Source organism: Asanoa sp. NPDC049475, from assembly GCF_040676915.1.
GTDB lineage: Bacteria > Actinomycetota > Actinomycetes > Mycobacteriales > Micromonosporaceae > Asanoa.
In genome coordinates this window covers 57,227-73,474 of sequence record NZ_JBFAPY010000001.1, presented here as the reverse complement: position 1 = coordinate 73,474, position 16,248 = coordinate 57,227, and the positions used below count along the sequence as shown (strand labels likewise).

General features: G+C 71.5%; 15 protein-coding genes. 6 read left to right on the top strand and 9 right to left on the bottom strand.

Annotated features, from left to right (window positions below):
* Window positions 1–65: 65 nt before the first annotated feature.
* Window positions 66–1,736 carry a DUF885 domain-containing protein gene (locus tag AB0J88_RS00360; protein WP_364354124.1) on the top strand — a complete coding sequence of 557 codons (1,671 nt, stop codon included), beginning with the start codon at window positions 66–68 and terminating at the stop codon, window positions 1,734–1,736.
* Between the two features lie 160 nt (window positions 1,737–1,896).
* On the opposite strand, the gene AB0J88_RS00355 is transcribed toward AB0J88_RS00360, so the two are convergent.
* Both AB0J88_RS00355 and AB0J88_RS00350 read right to left on the bottom strand, forming a co-directional pair.
* Window positions 1,897–3,141 carry a DUF6114 domain-containing protein gene (locus AB0J88_RS00355; RefSeq protein ID WP_364354121.1) on the bottom strand — a complete coding sequence of 415 codons (1,245 nt, stop codon included), beginning with the start codon at window positions 3,139–3,141 and terminating at the stop codon, window positions 1,897–1,899.
* The gene (locus tag AB0J88_RS00350; protein WP_364354118.1) at window positions 3,132–3,734 is read right to left on the bottom strand and encodes a DUF6230 family protein; all 603 of its coding nucleotides are present in this window, start codon (window positions 3,732–3,734) and stop codon (window positions 3,132–3,134) included. The genes AB0J88_RS00355 and AB0J88_RS00350 overlap by 10 nt, the downstream gene beginning before the upstream one ends.
* 255 nt (window positions 3,735–3,989) lie before the next feature.
* Here AB0J88_RS00350 and AB0J88_RS00345 point away from each other — a divergent pair, with 255 nt between their 5' ends.
* Complete coding sequence (locus tag AB0J88_RS00345; RefSeq protein ID WP_364354115.1) at window positions 3,990–5,192, top strand: polysaccharide biosynthesis protein; 1,203 nt, start codon at window positions 3,990–3,992, stop codon at window positions 5,190–5,192.
* Window positions 5,189–5,737, top strand: coding sequence for an N-acetyltransferase (locus AB0J88_RS00340; RefSeq protein ID WP_364354112.1), 549 nt, complete (start codon window positions 5,189–5,191; stop codon window positions 5,735–5,737). Before AB0J88_RS00345 ends, AB0J88_RS00340 begins: the two co-directional genes overlap by 4 nt.
* Here the strand turns inward: AB0J88_RS00340 and AB0J88_RS00335 are convergent.
* From AB0J88_RS00335 to AB0J88_RS00320, 4 genes are all read right to left on the bottom strand, one after another.
* Window positions 5,728–6,537, bottom strand: coding sequence for a zinc finger domain-containing protein (locus AB0J88_RS00335; protein ID WP_364354109.1), 810 nt, complete (start codon window positions 6,535–6,537; stop codon window positions 5,728–5,730). The two genes, AB0J88_RS00340 and AB0J88_RS00335, sit on opposite strands and share 10 nt — an antisense overlap.
* 7 nt (window positions 6,538–6,544) lie before the next feature.
* The gene (locus AB0J88_RS00330; protein WP_364354106.1) at window positions 6,545–7,132 is read right to left on the bottom strand and encodes a hypothetical protein; all 588 of its coding nucleotides are present in this window, start codon (window positions 7,130–7,132) and stop codon (window positions 6,545–6,547) included.
* 111 nt (window positions 7,133–7,243) lie between these two features.
* Window positions 7,244–8,488: a phosphoribosylamine--glycine ligase gene (purD, locus tag AB0J88_RS00325; protein WP_364354103.1), complete on the bottom strand. Its 1,245-nt coding sequence runs from the start codon at window positions 8,486–8,488 to the stop codon at window positions 7,244–7,246.
* A gap of 11 nt (window positions 8,489–8,499) precedes the next feature.
* Window positions 8,500–9,795, bottom strand: a complete 1,296-nt coding sequence (locus tag AB0J88_RS00320) for an adenylosuccinate synthase (protein ID WP_364354100.1) — start codon at window positions 9,793–9,795, stop codon at window positions 8,500–8,502.
* Window positions 9,796–9,930: 135 nt separating this feature from the next.
* On the opposite strand from AB0J88_RS00320, the gene AB0J88_RS00315 reads away from it, so the two are divergent.
* Window positions 9,931–10,836, top strand: coding sequence for a diacylglycerol kinase family protein (locus AB0J88_RS00315; RefSeq protein ID WP_364354591.1), 906 nt, complete (start codon window positions 9,931–9,933; stop codon window positions 10,834–10,836).
* A gap of 77 nt (window positions 10,837–10,913) precedes the next feature.
* Complete coding sequence (locus AB0J88_RS00310) at window positions 10,914–12,812, top strand: chromosome partitioning protein (protein WP_364354097.1); 1,899 nt, start codon at window positions 10,914–10,916, stop codon at window positions 12,810–12,812.
* Between the two features lie 86 nt (window positions 12,813–12,898).
* Here AB0J88_RS00310 and AB0J88_RS00305 read toward each other — a convergent pair whose 3' ends face one another.
* Complete coding sequence (locus tag AB0J88_RS00305) at window positions 12,899–13,324, bottom strand: DUF3151 domain-containing protein (protein ID WP_364354094.1); 426 nt, start codon at window positions 13,322–13,324, stop codon at window positions 12,899–12,901.
* 176 nt (window positions 13,325–13,500) lie between these two features.
* Between AB0J88_RS00305 and AB0J88_RS00300 the strand changes: the two genes are divergently transcribed.
* A complete protein-coding gene (locus tag AB0J88_RS00300) occupies window positions 13,501–14,682 on the top strand; it encodes a hypothetical protein (RefSeq protein WP_364354091.1) in 1,182 nt (393 codons plus the stop codon).
* Here the strand turns inward: AB0J88_RS00300 and AB0J88_RS00295 are convergent.
* On the bottom strand, window positions 14,679–15,695 hold the full coding sequence (locus AB0J88_RS00295; RefSeq protein ID WP_364354088.1) for an SEC-C domain-containing protein: 1,017 nt from the start codon (window positions 15,693–15,695) through the stop codon (window positions 14,679–14,681). The two genes, AB0J88_RS00300 and AB0J88_RS00295, sit on opposite strands and share 4 nt — an antisense overlap.
* A 16-nt stretch (window positions 15,696–15,711) precedes the next feature.
* Window positions 15,712–16,239 (bottom strand): hypothetical protein, encoded by a 528-nt coding sequence (locus AB0J88_RS00290; protein ID WP_364354085.1) that lies wholly within the window; start codon window positions 16,237–16,239, stop codon window positions 15,712–15,714.
* Window positions 16,240–16,248 lie beyond the last annotated feature (9 nt).

The window sequence follows — 16,248 nt, the reverse complement described above, 5'->3', positions numbered from 1 at the left end:
CGACCCGCCCCTACCCGCCTCCCGCAGACCAAAAATCGTCTGACCCGTGCCGTACTGTCGACCTCGTGGGACGAATCGATGACCTCGCCAACCGCTACGTCGACGAGTGGGCGCCGCTGAACCCGGCCGGCGCGACGTTTGTCGGCATCAAGGGCTTCGACGACAAGTTCGAAGACCTGTCACCCGACGGCTTCGCGGCCGGGGCCGACCTAACCAGGCGCACGCTCAGCGACCTGACGACCATCGAGCCCGGCAGCGAGTCGGAGCGGGTCGCCAAAGAGGCGATGCAGGAGCGGCTCGGCCTGGAGCTGGCGCGCTACGACGCCGGCGAGGTCACCAGCGAGGTCAACGTCATCTCCAGCGCCCTGCACGGGCTGCGCGGTGCGTTCGACCTCATGCCCACCGAGGGCGCCGAAGCGGTCGGCAACATCGCGGCGCGGCTCAACGCCTTCCCGCGCGCGGTCGAGCAGCTCCAGGTCACGCTGCGTGAGGCCGCCGCACAGGGCCATGTCAGCTCCCGCCACCAGATGATCGAGGTGGCCAAGCAGTGCGACATCTGGACCGACCCGGCGCGCGACAACTTCTTCCACGCCCTCGCCGACCGGCTCGACGCCGACGGCGCGCTGCGCTCCACTCTTGCCCAGGGCGCCGCCGCCTCGACGGCCGCGACCCAGGCGTTCGGCGTGTTCCTGCGCGACGAGCTGGCCCCGCTCGGTCGCGACAAGCAGGCCGCGGGTCGTGAGCGCTACCAGCTCGCGTCGCAATACTTCCTCGGCGCCAAGGTCGACCTCGACGAGACGTACGCGTGGGGCTTCGAGGAGCTGGCCCGCCTAGAGGGCGAGATGCGCAAGGTGGCCGCCCAGATCGCCGGTTCCGGCGCGACGATCGACGACGGGGTCCGCGCGCTCGACGCCGACCCGGCCCGCCGCATCGAGGGCAAAGAGGCCTTCCGCGACTGGATGCAGAGCCTGGCCGACAAGGCGATCGCCGAGCTGCACGGCACCCACTTCGACATCCCGGAGCAGGTCCGCCGCATCGAGTGCATGCTGGCGCCTACCAGCGACGGCGGCATTTACTACACAGGCCCGAGCGAAGACTTCAGTCGCCCCGGCCGCATGTGGTGGGCGGTGCCGGGCGGCCAGACCGCCTTCTCCACGTGGAAAGAGGTCACGACCGTCTACCACGAGGGCGTCCCGGGCCACCACCTCCAGGTCGCGCAGACCGCGGTACGCACTGAGCTGCTCAACCGCTACCAGCGGCTGCTGCTATGGGTGTCGGGCCACGGCGAGGGCTGGGCGCTCTACGCCGAGCGCCTGATGGACGACCTCGGCTACCTGGCCGACCCGGGCGACCGCCTGGGCATGCTCGACGCCCAGGCCTTCCGCGCCGCCCGCGTCATCGTCGACATCGGCATGCACCTCGAGTTGGAGATCCCGCGCGACAACCCGTTCGGCTTCCATCCGGGCGAGCGCTGGACGCCGGAGCTCGGCTGGGAGTTCATGCGCGCGCACTGCCGCGTGCAGGACGACGTGCTGCGCTTCGAGCTCAACCGTTACCTGGGGTGGCCAGGCCAGGCGCCGTCCTACAAGGTCGGCGAGCGCATCTGGCTGCAGGCCCGCGACGACGCCAAGGCCCGCAAGGGCGCCGACTTCAACCTCAAAGAGTTCCACCGCCAGGCCCTCGACCTAGGCTCGATCGGCCTCGACCCGCTCAAGGCCGCCCTGGCCCGCCTCTGACAGCGGGTCTACGGGGGCGGCCGCGGTGCGGCCGCTCCCGTGGACTCAGCCGGCACGGGCGCCCACGGGCTAACGCGAGGCGGGCACCCCGGAGGCGCGGCTGTGCGCACCAACGTGCCCAAGCCGCGCGAGCTCACGAGCGGGTCGCGCTGACGCCGGCTCAGGCTGACGGGGCGATGAACGACTCGTCCAGCGTGGGTGCGAGCAGTTCGTCGCACGACACGTACATCAGGTCGATGTGTGGGTCGTCGAAGTCGATCCTTGGGAGTGTCAGGGGTATGCCGTCCGGGGGCAGGGGTGAGTCCGGGGTCAGCGTCAGCTTGATGCCGGCGATTTGGCCCACGAAGCGCGACGTGTAGAACGCGACGTTGCCTCGCACCGTCAAGGTGTTGCTCTTGATCAGCAGTGGGGTGCCGGCTTTCTGCGGCACGCGCAGTGCGAAGGTCCGGACCAGCGACCGGTTCATGCTGAACTTCAGCGACCTGACATCACCGGCCGCGGTGTGCAGGACGTAGATGCCGTCCAGGCGCAAGCCCCACATCGTCAGCTTCGTGCCGGTCAGCACTGACGGCTTGCTGTTCACCAGGGGCACGCTCGCGTCTGGGCCCAGCAGCGGAACCGCGTCCGCTTTCCGGGACGACTCGGCGCAGTCGCCGGGCTTGGGCTTGCCCGCGTCGGCCGCGGGCGTGGGATTGGGCGTCGCGCTAGGGGTTGGGGCCGCGCCCGGATCCGGCTTCTTCTCGTCATCGCCGTCGAAGATGTCGGTGATTCCGTCGATGATGTCGCCGAGCAGCCCTCCTTTCGGCTTCTCCGGCGCAGGCAGCTCGGCGGTGGGGGACGGCGTGGCTGTGCCCTGACCAGGTGCCGATTTCGGGCACGGCGCCGCGTAGGCCGGCGTCGCGCCTCGCAGCGCGACCAGCGAACTGATTCCCAACACCAGCAGGAACGCGATGACCGCATAACCCGCCGCACCTGGCGACGCGTTCGGATCAGAGGGCGCCGGGTCGGGGAGCGCGTCCTCCTCCTCCGCCGCCGCGGCCGGCATGGCCGGCGTGCCCGGCAACCAGGCGAAGACCAGACCTGCCCCGACGATTCCCAGGACCAGGCCCACGAAGAAGCCGCCCAGGTTCACGCCGATCAGTGAGAAGACCGCCGTCACCGCACCGACCACCGCGTAGAACAACCGCTGCGCCGGCGTAGTCCACGAAAGCACCCCGCACGCCAGCAGGATCGTCGGGATCAGCCACGACAGGAAGCCGGTCGGACCCAGCTGGAAGCTCAGCCCGCCCAGGCTCAGCTGGGTGCTCAGGAAGATCTCGACGGCGCTCAAGACCAGGAACAGCCCACCCCAGAACGGGCGGGATTGGCGCCATTTCCGGAAGCCGGCCAGCGACACTAGAAGCATTCCTTGGCGTCGTCACCGACGTTGACCTTCAGGTGCAGGCCCGTCAGGGTGAACGTGCCCGCCGTCGTCGACCAGGCCACCTGCTTGAGGTCGTCGATGACGATCCGGTCCGACTGTTGGCCGAACGTGCCCGGCTCTCCCCTGGCCGCGGCCTTGTTCAGCGAGCCGGCATCGCGGCCGATCTCGATGTTGGTGAACGTCGCGTCGCCGCGTAGGTCGGTGATGTCCAGCAGCAGGTTGTTGGCTGTCGCGGGCTTGCCGTTGCCGCCCGCGTTGATGGTCAGGACCACCGGCGCGCCCGGGACCTTCACCGACTGGCACAGGTTGGTCAGGGTCGCGCGGCGGATTCCCGAGACCGCTACCGGATGTTCGGCTCCGTCGCCGTCCTTGGCCACGCTGCCGTACTGGACGAAGCCGTCGCCCACCAGTTTGTCCGCCGAGACCTTGAAGGTCTGGCCCGAGACCGCGAACGACGCCGCGATCGCACCCTGCGCCATCCCGAAGACGATGAAGCCCGCGGCCGCCAGGGCGGGCACGGTCAGCACAGCGAACCGCCGCCAGCGGGTCCGTCCACGCGCAGATTCGAGGGCCATGGTTCCTCCTCCGCGTTACTCACGGGTAACCGAGAACGGACCCGATCGTGCTCCTGCGCGAGGAAGGTCACAACCCACGAGTTACCCAGGAGTAACGACGAGGTCCGGACGAGAGCCGAGCAGCCAGAAGGCAAAAGCCCACAAAGGACGACAGATCATCCCAACAATGCCACGCTCAGTAACCCAGACATCGACGTGTCACGATTCGGTAACAACGGCCTACGGCGGTCGTCAGGCCATAGGCTGCACGGCGTCATGTCCGCACTGACCCGCCCACCAACGACCCCGACGACCGCCACCGGACGGCGCATCGCGACCGCCGGCGCCGCCGTCGCCATCGCTGGTGCCCTGACCAACGCGCTCGGCTACCTCGTGCCTGTCATCGGCGCCCGGCAGCTGAGCAGCGCCGACCTCAGCGCGCTGGCCACCATGCTCGGCCTGACCGCCATCGCGTCCGTGCCCGGGCTCGGTCTCCAGATCGCGATCGCCGTGCACCGCGCCCGCAACGGCGCCGGTCAGACCGCCCGGGTCAGCCTGCTGACCGCGCTCGTCTGCGCCGGCACGCTCCTCGTGCTCGCGCCCGTACTGGTGCGGCTGTTCGACCTGCCGGCCAGCTACACGTTGCTGGCCGCGCTGGCCACGGTGCCGACCGTGCTCGCCGGCCGCTGGCTCGGTGAGCTCCAAGGCGACCAGCGGTTCCTCCGGCTCGCGGCCGGCATGGCGATCCTCGCGCTCGGCCGGTACGCGGGCCTGATCGGCGGCCTCGTCGCCGGCGCGGGCCTCACCACCGCACTCGTCGCGGGTGCCGTCGGAGCCTGGTTGATCCCGCCGGCCCTGGCCGTCCTCAGCAGGAGCGACCAGCCGCACGTCGCCGACGCCATCCGCGCCCGCGAGGTGCTCACCGCCTGTTCGGCGACGCTGGCCATGCTGGTCGCCTCGTACGCCGACCTCCTGCTCGCCCGCCACCTGTTGACCGCCGACGCCTCCGGCGCGTACTCCGTCGGCACGGTGTTGACCAAGGGTGCGCTCTGGGCGCCGCAGGTGGTCACCGTGCTGGCCCTGCCCCGCTTCGCCCAGGGCAACCGGCGGGCGCTGCGCACCGCGCTCCTGCTGGTCGGTGCCAGCGGCGCCATCCTGATCGCGGCGTCCGCGGTGGCCGGGGGCTTCGCGTTCGGGCTGGCCGGCGGCGCCGACTACACCCACCTGGGCCGCTACGCCCCGGTGTTCGCCGCCACCGGCGCCCTCTACGCGCTCGTCTTCGTGCTGGTCAACGACCGCGTCGCCACCGCGACCAGGTGGGCCTCGGCCCCCGTCTGGCTGGCCTGCGCCGCCCTGGTCGTCGCCGCCGAGCTCGCCCCGCACACGCTCGCCGGTGTCATGTGGAGCGCCCTCGGTGCCGCCGCCCTGGCGATAATCCTGTGCGCCGCCGGCAACGCGGTCGACAAAATGAGGCGATGACCACCTCCATCCGCGAAGAGACACCGGAAGACGCCGACGCCGTCCAGCGGATCCATGCCGGCGCGTTCGGCGACGACCTCGTCCCACGCCTGGTCACCGCATTGCGGCAACACAACGCGAAGCAACCGCCACGCGGGTACGTGGCCACCGTCGACGACGAGCCGGCCGGCCACGTGCTGCTCACCGCCTCGTGGCTGGACGCGCCCCGCAAGCTGGTCGACGTGCTGGTGCTGTCACCGCTGGGCGTGTTGCCGCAACACCAGCGCCAAGGACTGGGCACCCAACTGGTGCGGAGAGCGATCGAGGAGGCCGACCGCGCCGGCGCGCCACTGCTGTTCCTCGAGGGCGACCCCGCCTACTACCGCACGAGGGGCTTCGAGCCCGGCGGCCCGCTGGGCTTCCGCAAGCCGAGCCTGCGCATCCCGGACGCGGCCTTCCAGGTCGTCAAACTCAGCGCGTACGAGGAATCGATGACCGGCACCCTCGTCTACGCGGAACCCTTCTGGGCACTCGACTGCGTAGGCCTACGCGACCCTCACGCCTGACAGGACGGGCACCAGTACGAGTTGCGGCCCGCCAGCCCGGCCCGCGCGATCGCCGTGCCGCAGACGAGGCAGGGTTGGCCGGTCCGGCGGTAGACGTAGACCTCACCACCGTGCCGATCCACCCGCGGCGCCCGGCCCATCGCCTCCGGCAGGTGCGCGCTGTGCACGGTGTCGATCCGCCCCTTCACCACACCCTCGGCCATCAGCGAGCACAGGTCCGTCCAGAGCGACGCCAACACGGAAGGCGACAACGACCGCCCCGGCCGGGTCGGCCCGATGCCGGCCCGGAACAGCACCTCACTCGCGTACACCAAACCGACCCCAGCGAAGAGCGACTGGTCGAGCAGCAGCCCCGCGATGGCCGCGGAGCTACGCCCGATGCGTGCGAGGGCAAGAGACGGATCAGCGTCGGGACGCAACGGGTCCGCCCCCAGGCGCGACCGCAACGCCGCGACCTCCGGGGGCGACAACACCGAGCAGTCCGTCGGCCCACGCAGGTCGAGCCAGTGACCACCGCCGACCATCCGCATCCGCACCTGCCCGACCGGCGGCCACGGAGGCGATCCGGCCCCGTCGGTCACCGTGCCGTAGAGCCCGAGATGCACGTGCACGCTGTCCCCGGAGTCGTACACGTGCAGCAGATGCTTCCCGTAAGCCTCGGTCGAGGTCAGCAACGTCCCGGACAGCAGCGCGGCCCCGGAAGCGAACCGCCCCTGCGGGCTGGTGAGCTCGATCTTGTGCCCGGCGAACATCGCGCGATGCCGGGCCGCCAACCGATGGATCGTGTGACCTTCCGGCATCCGAACCTCAGGGTGCGTCGGGCGCCGCCTGCTCGGCCGCGGGCGACGGGGAGCCGGTGCTCCCGCCGCTGACCGTAGCCGTCGCCGTGATCGTCTTCTTCGCCACGGGGCCTCCGCCGACGGTCATCAGCAGGTACGTGTGCTTGGCCGTCTCACCCGGACCCCAGTCGCCGCAGGAGAACGAGAACGACTGCGAGCCCGACGCGTCGAAGGTGTCGTAGATCCCCGGGCCGTCGACCGAGATGGTGACCTTGTCGGTGCCGGTCACCTTCCACTCGACGATGACCTCGCGGCCGTTGGGCCACTGACCCGACGGGCAATGCGGCTTCTGCTTGATCCGGAAGTACTGGATCCACGGATCGTTGCGTTGCTCGCCGCCGTTGGAGCCACCGTTTTCGCCACCGGCCGGCTCCGAAGCCGACGCCGAAGGGCTCGGGGTCAGGTCGGCGTCGGTGGGCGTGTCCTCGCCGATCACGTACGACGCACCGGTGGGCGTACCGGATCCGAGATTGTTGCCGGGCTTGTCACCGCATCCCGTCAACAGCGTTGCCGCAACGGCGGTGAGCAGCACGAGTGGGGTGCGGAAGGTCCTCATGGCTTAACACGGTAAGAACCGATCGAGCCGAACGAATCCCGCTTTCGTGCCGCGTCACCGTCGCGTTCCCGACGCCACCCGATCCGACTACCGCAAGATCGGACACAAGCCCTACCGCGGCACCTCGATGCGCCCTTCGACCGCCGCCAGCGCGATGTCCCGCCGGACCACGGCGTCGGCCAGCGTCACCTGGTCGACCAGCGCATAAGCCGCCGAGCGCGCAGCCGCCAGATCCGGCCCCGTCGCCGTCGCCGACAGCACCCGACCGCCCGCCGAGACCAGCTCACCCGAGGAAGAGAGCGCCGTGCCCGCGTGCACGAACCCGGAACCCTCAGCCCCAAAGATCACGTCACCGGTGCGGGCGGACTCCGGATAGCCGGCCGAAGCGATCACGACCGTCACGGCGGCACCCGGTCGCCACCGCAACGGCGGAAGCGAAGCGAGCGTCCCGGTCGCGGCCGCCCGCAGCAACTCGGCCAGCGGAGACTCGAGCAGCGCGAGCACGACCTGCGACTCGGGGTCACCGAACCGCGCGTTGAACTCGATCACCTTCGGCCCGCCGCTGGTCAGCGCCAGCCCGACGTAGAGCAGCCCGGCGAACGGCCGCCCGCGCCGCCGCATCTCGGCCAACGTCGGGTGGACGACCGAAGAGAGCACGTCCGGCACGAGCGAGGCGGGCGCCCACGGCAGCGGGGCGTACGCGCCCATCCCACCGGTGTTGAGCCCCGTGTCTCCCTCGCCGATCCGCTTGAAGTCCTGCGCCGGCACCAGCGGCACAGCCGTCTCGCCGTCGCAGACCACGAACAGCGAGACCTCGGGCCCGGCGAGGTACTCCTCGATCACCACCCGACCGCAGTCTTCCGCGTGCGCCAGCGCGGCGTCCCGATCGTCGGTGACCAGGACGCCCTTGCCTGCCGCGAGCCCGTCGTTCTTCACCACGTACGGCGCGCCGAACCGATCGAGTGCCGAAGCCACGACCGAGAGGTCGCTGGTCGACACCGACTCGGCGGTCGGCACCCCGGCGGCGGCCATGACCTCGTTGGCGAAGGTCTTCGAGCCCTCGATCTCGGCGGCCGCCGCCGTCGGGCCGAAGCAGGCGATGCCCTTGGCCCGCACCGCGTCGGCGACCCCGGCGACCAGCGGCGCCTCGGGACCGACGACGACCAGGTCGGCGCCGACCTCGACGGCCAGCGCGGCGACCGCGTCGGGGTTCAGCTGGTCGACCGGACGCAGCTCGGCGACCTGGGCGATGCCCGGGTTGCCGGGTGCCGCGATCAGCGTGACACCCGGCGACGCCGCGAGACCGATGGCGAGGGCATGCTCGCGCCCACCGTTACCAATGAGAAGAATGCGCACGATGTCGGATCCTAAGACACTCGGAGAAGCTCGTGGCGTACGACGTTCTCCTCACGACCCGGACCCACTCCGATGACCGACACGCGGGTGCCGCACAGCTCCTCGATCCGCTCCACGTAGGACCGGGCCGCGGCGGGCAGCTCGGCGAACGTGCGGGCCTTGGAGATGTCCTCCCACCAGCCGTCGTGCTCCTCGTAGACCGGCACCGCGTGGTGGAAGTCCGTCTGCGACATCGGCATGTCCGAGTGGACCGTGCCGTTGATCTCGTACCCGACGCAGATCGGCACCTTCTCCAGGCCGGTCAGCACGTCCAGCTTGGTGATCACCAAATCGGTGATGCCGTTGAGCCGCACCGCGTAGCGGGCGACCACCGCGTCGAACCAGCCACACCGCCGCTCGCGACCGGTCGTCGTGCCGTACTCGGCGCCGATCTTCCGCAGGTGCGCGCCGTTCTCGTCGAAGAGCTCGGTCGGGAACGGACCAGAGCCAACTCGGGTGGTGTACGCCTTGGCGACGCCGATCACCTGGGTGACCTTGGTGGGCGGAATCCCCGCGCCGACGCAGGCACCGCCGGCCGTCGGGTTGGACGACGTCACGAACGGGTAGGTGCCGTGGTCCATGTCGAGCATGGTGGCCTGGGCGCCCTCCATCAGCACGATCTCGCCGCGGTCGAGCGCGCCCCAGAGGATCTCGCGAGTCTCGGCGATGTACGGGCGCAGGCGCTCGGCGTACGCCAGGTATTCCTCGACCACCGCGTCCGTGTCGATCGCCTTGCGGTTGTAGACCTTGAACAGGGTCTGGTTCTTCTCCCGCAGGGCCAGCTCGACCTTCTTGCGCAGGATGCCCGGGTCGAGCAGGTCCTGCACGCGGATGCCCATCCGCGCGACCTTGTCGCCGTACGCCGGGCCGATCCCCCGCCCGGTCGTGCCGATCCGCCCCGAACCCAGGTATCGCTCGACCACGCGGTCCAGTGCCCGGTGATGCGGCATGATCAGATGCGCGTCACCGGAGATCCGCAGGCGTGACACGTCGACGCCGCGCTCCGCCAGCCCGTCGATCTCGGCGAGCAGCACCTTGGGGTCGATCACCACGCCGTTGCCGATGACGATCACGGCGTTGGGTGAGAGCGCACCCGACGGCATCAGGTGCAAGGCGTACTTCTGCCCGTCCGGGGTGATCACCGTGTGCCCGGCGTTGTTGCCGCCCGAGTAACGGACCACGTAGTCGACCTGCCCGCCAAGCAGGTCGGTAACCTTGCCTTTGCCCTCGTCGCCCCACTGCGCGCCGAGAAGCACTATCGCTGGCATCTTTTTCGACCGCCTCCACGGGGCTCGGGTGCCAGGGTGGCGACCGCTTGGCGAGCCCGAAGTGTCAGGCTAACAACAAACGAACAGATGCCTGCTTGGGGCGCGAGGAGACCGACCGTGTACGACGTGGTGCTGCTGACGCTTGCCGAGGGCGCGGGTGAGGCGTGTTGCGGCGGCGACGCCTGCGCGACGGACACTTTGCGGGCGCCGGTCCGGGCGTGTCTGGACGCGCTCGCCGCCGCCGGTGCCCGGGTCGAGACGATCACCGCCCACTCCGACCAGGACGTCGACGCCGCGCTGGCGCGCTTCGACGGTCCCGCCCGTGAAGACGGCCTGACCTGGCCCGACGGCGACAGCAAGACCCGGCTCGTGGTCGCGGCCGCGACCGACGGCCAGTTGCGCCACGTCGTGCGGCGGCTGGTCCGCCGGTACGCGCCCCCGCCGAGCCGCCGGCCCGCGGACCTCGCCGGAAACCGGACCGTGCCCGACCTGCCGCCGCTGGCCGTGCTGCCGATGGGTCCGGCCTCCCGAGACCTCGTCACCCGGCTCGGCCTGCCGCGCGACCCGGCCGAGGTCGCCGCGGTCGCGCTCGGCAGCACGGTTCGCCGGCTCGACCTGCTGCGCACCGATGCCGGCTCGGTGACCCTCGACGGCGCCCTGATCGGCGGCGAGGACCGACCCACCTGGCGCGGCCGGGTCGAGGTCGACGACGCCGTGCTCACCGACGGCGAGGAGCCGGTGCTGGCCTGCGCGGTAGGCAACGCGGGCGGCTACGCCGAGCTCGACGGTCTGCCGCTGCTGGCCGGCCCTGACCCGACCTCCGGACAGATCGAGGTCGCGGTCGCCGTGCCGGTGGTCGCCCGGTCGCTGTTCGGCAAGGCCAAGGTGCGCGTCGAGGTGCGCCGCGCCCGTGGCCGGGCCGTCGCCGTGCTGCCCCGCGACGAAGAGGTCCCGTTCGTCGACGACGGCGTGGCCGCCAAGCTGACCCGCAAACGATCCTGGTGGATCGAACCCGGAGCCTGGGCCGTTTACATCCGCTGATCTCCCAGCGGTCCCCAGACCAGCGATCGCCCCTTACCCTTGGTGCTGGTGTGACCGCTGTTGTGGAGGTGACCGGCGTGGTTGACGATTCGGACCGGGTCTACCGGCCCAGTGGCAACGGCGCGGCCAAATGGCCGGGCGCCGAGCAGCCGTGGCCGCCGGACGAGTCGGAGGCCGGCTCGGCCGACCAGGATCCGGCCGAGGCCGCTCCGGTGCACGGTGGGCCGCCCGTGCCGCCGCCACCGCCACCGATCCGGGTGCCGGCACCGCCCGCCCCGCCACCGATCAACCGGCCCGGCCTGGCGGCCCCGCTGCCGCGCCCCGCCGGGTCTCCCATGGCTCCGCCGGTGCCGCCCCCGACCGGCCACGGCGCGGTCCAACCCGCACCGCACCCGACCAGCCACGGCGCAGCTCCGTCAGCGCCGCACCCGCCCGGGCCGATCTACCGCCCGCAGCCGCCGGCGACACCCCACCCGGTGGAATACCCGAGCGCCGGGCCTAATCCGCCCCCTCCGCAGCCGCCCGAGCAGCCCGTCAGGGCACCACAGGGCGCGGCCGTGCCCGTTCAGCGCAACGGCGACGGCCAGGTGGCCGGCACCCCGTGGGCCCAGCCCCCACAGCGCCTGCCGATCGTGTCCCCCGCCGTGGCACCGCCCCACCACCACGGCGCCGCCGCGCCACACCACGCGAGCCCGCCGCAGACAGACCCGGCGCCGCAGGACCATCCACACCACGGCAACTCGGCGCAGGAGCGCTCACACCACGCCGGCGCGCCGCAGTCGCAGCCAGCTCCGCCGCAGCACGCCGACGCGGCGCCCGAAGATGCCGGCGCACCGCCGGCGCCGCACGACGGCGACGAGTTTCCACGCCACCTCACGCCCGTCCCGCCGCACGTGGCGGACCTGGTCGACGAGGCGCCGACCGCACCCGGCGAGATCGCTCCCGGTGTCGTCGAGGTGCCGCAACAGGGCGTCTACCGGATGCCGATGCCGTCGGCACCACCCGCGACCGCCACCCCGCGCGCCGAGTGGGCGCCCGACGGTGGCGTGCCGACCGCCGACGACTTCGCCCGTCGCCGGGCGCTGCGGGCGCCCGACCCGATCGCCACCTCCGGCGTCCGCGCGGTGGTCAACCGCACCTCGATGGGCCTCGTCAAGCTGCCGCCCGGCAGCCACGAGCGGGAGCGCCGCCAGGGCATCGAGACGATCCGGCGCAACTTCGGCGGGTTGCGGCAGGTCACCGTGGTCAACCCCAAGGGCGGCGCGGGCAAGACGGTCGCGATCCTGCTGCTGGCGATGACCTTCGGGCAGAAGCGCGGCGGGTACGTGCTGGCCTGGGACAACAACGAGACCCAGGGCACCCTGGGCATGCGCGCCCAGCAGGACTTCCACAACCGCACGGTGCGCGACCTGCTGCGCGACCTGGCTCAGTTCCGCGGGGCGCAAGGTCGGGTCGGCGACCTCTCGCAGTACGTGCGGGCGCAGGGCGAGGGCATGTTCGACGTGCTCGCCTCGGACGAGTCGGCGACCGCCGGTGAGATGCTCACGGCGGCCGCCTTCGCGCACATCCGCGACGTGGTCAGCCGCTTCTACAAATTGATCTTCGTGGACACCGGCAACAACGTACGCGCGCAGAACTGGCAGGCCGCGATCGACGCGACCGACCAGCTCGTGGTGACCATGTCGGCCCGCAACGACTCCGCCGAGACCGCCGCCCGGATGCTCGACCACCTCGAGCAGACCGGTCGGCACCGGCTCGTCCGGCAGGCGGTCACCGTGGTGTCGATGCCGCCGTCCCGGCGCGAGATCGACCTGCCGCCGATCGAGAGCCATTTCGCGGCGCGCACCCGAGCCGTCCTGCTGGCGCCCTACGAGCGGCTGATCGACACCGGCGAGCCACTCCGGTACGCCGGCCTGAGCCGCGAGACCCGCGACGCGTGGCTGCGGATCGCGGCGGCCGTGGCCGAAGGCCTCTGAAAAAGCAGAGCCGAAGGGCGTAAGCCGCCGAGCCGAAGGGCGTCAGCCGCCGAGCCGAAGGGCGTCAGCCGCCGAGCCGAAGGGCGTCAGCCGCTGAGGGCGTCGGCCGCGGCGGGGTCGCAGTCGCGGACGAACTGCGCGCACCGCGCGGCCTCGTCGGCCTCGCCGATCACGTCAGCGGCACGGGAGAGCACATAGAGGCTGTGCAGGAACCCGCGGTTGCCCTCGTGCGACCACGGCACCGGGCCGTGGCCCTTCCAGCCGTTGCGGCGCAGTGCGTCGAGGCCCCGGTGGTAGCCGGTGCGGGCGTAGGCGTACGCGGTGACCGCGTGGCCCTCGTCGAGTGCCCGCTGGGCCAGCTCCGCCCAGGCCGCACTCGAGGTCGGGTGTGCGGCAGCGGCCTGCTCGTAGGCGGCGTCGCTGCCGTCCTTCGCGGCCGCTTCCAGGGCGGCGGCCGCCGCCTCGTCGACCGGGATCCGGGTCGCCGGCGGCTCGGGCATCAGGTTCTGCATCAGCACATTCAACCGTGCGACGCAGGGGCGCCGGTGGCTGAACGGCTGAGGCTTTCGTCACGCGTGCGGCTGAAGCTGTGCACCCGCGGTCAGGACTACAAATAGAAGTCCGGAGCCTCCCCAGGATCCCGGTGCGAGAGCCCGGCGGTGCCGGGCTCTCGCGTACGTTGTGGTGCGTGCCGACTCCACCGCCCTCCGACATCGTCGCCCTGCCCGACTCGACGCCTGACGAGATCGAGTCGCGATCCGAGCTCGACCATCACCTCCGCCGGGGCAGCCTTGCCGGCCTGACGGTCCAGGGCCTGCGCCTCGACGTCGACCCGGTCCCGGAGCTCGCCGAGGTCGACCTGACCGACGCGCTGTTCGTCGGTTGCCGGTTCGAGGCGCCGGAGGTCGAGGCGGCGCTGGTGCTGCGCGGCGCGCACGTGATACCCGGCTTCCCGAAGCTGCCCTACCCGAGCCAACCGGCGCGGCTCTACACCCCCGCCGACCTGTCGGCCGGATTCGACAACGGCGGCTTCGCCGGCATGTACGACACGGTGGTCTACGAGCACTTCCGCGCGGCCGGCGGCGCCACGCCGGAGGTCCGCGAGGCACTCGCGCAGCGGCTGCACGACCACGCGATCGACAACGGCCTGGCCGACGTGACCCGCACCTGGATCGCCGAGCACGGTGCCGACACGGTGGTCGGCGTGATGGGTGGCCACGCGGTGCCGCGCGGCTCGGCCGCGTACCGGCTCGCCGCCACCCTCGGTTGGGAGCTCACCCGGGCCGGCCAGCTGATCGTGACCGGCGGCGGTCCGGGCGTGATGGAGGCCGCGAACCTCGGCTCCTACCTGTCGACCCGCCCGGCCGACGACCTGACCAGCGCGATCGACGAGCTGGCGGCCGCGCCCGACTTCCTCGACCACGAGCCGTTCACCGCGGTGGCGCTGAAGGTCCGCGAGCGGTTCGCGCCCGCCGGCGACGACTGGCCCCGGCAGGGCGGCCTGGCCATTCCCACCTGGCTGTACGGGCACGAGCCGGCCAACCTGTTCGCCGGCCGGATCGCGAAGTACTTCTCGAACGCGATCCGCGAGGACATGATCCTGCGCCTGGCCCGGGGCGGCATCGTGTTCGCACCGGGCCGCGCCGGCACCGTGCAGGAGGTCTTCCAGGCCGCGACCAAGACCTTCTACGGCACCGACGGGGCGAGCGGGGCGTACGTCTTCCTCGACACGGAATACTGGACGAAGACGCTGCCGATCGAGTCGTTGCTGCGCCCGCTGATGGCGCTGTCCCGCTTCGGCGACCTCTCCACGACCATCCATGTCACCGACGACGTACGCGAAGCGGTCCGGGTCCTGACGGAGAGCTAGTCCTGGCGCGAGCGGGGCAGGCAGCACTTCTTGTACTTGGCCCCCGAGCCGCACCAGCAGGCGTCGTTGCGGGCCGGCGGCCACGGTACGACCCGGCCGGGCTCGTCGATCTGCTCGGCGTACTCGTCGAAGACCTCGTCCTCGAGGGCCTCACCGTCGCGGTTCTCCAGCCACTGCGCGAGCTCGTCCGCGGTGCCGCGCACGAGCCGTGTCTCGCCTGCCACCCCGGACTCCGCGCAGAAGACGAAGATCCGTTCGAGGTCGGCGCGATGGTCGTCCCAGGTCGGCCCGCAGCTGCGAGCCACCTCGGGAAGCCGCTCCACCAACCGGGCGAACTCGGCGCCCGGGAAGAAGAGGACCGGCCCGCTCAGCGCGGCGACGAGTTGGGCTCGCTGCTCTTCCTCCTCCGCCTCCGCCAGTTCCTCGGCCATCTCGTCCAGCTCGTCATGGGGCAGGTCCAACTCGTGCCGCACGTTGTGCCGCTCGGTGACCAGGTGGTGGACGATCTGGGTCGCCAGCTCACCGGCCTCGTCGAGGGGCTCTTCCCGCGGCAGGTTCGCGCGCGCCTCGTGCACGGCGGAGGTCAGCCATTCGTGCGCCGTCTCGGCCCGATCGCCGGCCAGCAGCGCTTCGGTGAACGCCGTGGCCGCGTCGGGGTCCTCCGTCAACAGCGGCCGCAGGGGTGTCAGCTCGGCCATCGCCTCCTCCGGGCGCTCGAGCAGGAACAGCAGCTGGGCCCGGAACAGATGCGCGAAGTCGAGGGACGGGCTCGGCTCGTCGTGCGCCGCGATCGCCCGCTCGATGAGCACGAGGCTGCCGGCGATGTCCTCGGCCTCGAACAGGAGGTCCGACGCCATGCCGAGGGCGATCGTGACGTCCGTCGGGTCGGCCAGCCGACCCTCGTCGACGACGGCCACCAACTCGGCGGCGCCGGCAGCCGGCTCACCGCGGTCCGTGGCGTCTTCGGCGATCTGGGCGAGGTCGTCACTGCTGAGCAGGGAGGCGATGGTCACGCGGGAACTCTAACGGTCACGCGATGGGCACCCGGCGCCAGAACCCGATCGGCCACGTGACCTCGGGACGGCTCGACAGGCCGTTCTCGTCCATCGCGTTGTAGACGGCCAGCCGGGCACCCTCGAAGCGGAGCTCGATGGCGTCGAGGAGCCGGGGACGCCACTGCGACGGCAGGATCCGTTCGATCACGTTGACCTCGCGCAGCAGCCGTCCGGTCACGGCGGCCAGCGCGGGGTGGGCGGCGGCGCGCCAATCGAGGGTCAGGCCCGGCCAGTCCAGCGGCGCCGACATGTCGACCTGGTCCCAGGTGATGCCGCACTCGTCGAACTTGCGGTGGGTGATCTCGACGTTGGTGTCGCCGAACCCCAGGATCACCGGGCCCTCGGCGAAGCGGGACTGCCGGTCGCTGTCCCACATCACCCAGGCGCCGACCAGGGGACGGCCGATCAGCCTGGTGAACCGCGCCCGGTGGACGGCGGCGAGGGTGCGGGCCGTGTGGTGCCACTGCGGCGCGTACCCCTCGATGGCCAATGCCACAGACATCGGTCGATA

Coding starts and splice junctions, on each gene's coding strand:
- AB0J88_RS00355 (WP_364354121.1), bottom strand. CDS start 3,141: ATGCTTCTAGTGTCGCTGGCCGGCTTCCGGAAATGGCGCCAATCCCGC.
- AB0J88_RS00350 (WP_364354118.1), bottom strand. CDS start 3,734: ATGGCCCTCGAATCTGCGCGTGGACGGACCCGCTGGCGGCGGTTCGCT.
- AB0J88_RS00345 (WP_364354115.1), top strand. CDS start 3,990: ATGTCCGCACTGACCCGCCCACCAACGACCCCGACGACCGCCACCGGA.
- AB0J88_RS00340 (WP_364354112.1), top strand. CDS start 5,189: ATGACCACCTCCATCCGCGAAGAGACACCGGAAGACGCCGACGCCGTC.
- AB0J88_RS00335 (WP_364354109.1), bottom strand. CDS start 6,537: ATGCCGGAAGGTCACACGATCCATCGGTTGGCGGCCCGGCATCGCGCG.
- AB0J88_RS00330 (WP_364354106.1), bottom strand. CDS start 7,132: ATGAGGACCTTCCGCACCCCACTCGTGCTGCTCACCGCCGTTGCGGCA.
- AB0J88_RS00320 (WP_364354100.1), bottom strand. CDS start 9,795: ATGCCAGCGATAGTGCTTCTCGGCGCGCAGTGGGGCGACGAGGGCAAA.
- AB0J88_RS00305 (WP_364354094.1), bottom strand. CDS start 13,324: ATGCAGAACCTGATGCCCGAGCCGCCGGCGACCCGGATCCCGGTCGAC.
- AB0J88_RS00290 (WP_364354085.1), bottom strand. CDS start 16,239: ATGTCTGTGGCATTGGCCATCGAGGGGTACGCGCCGCAGTGGCACCAC.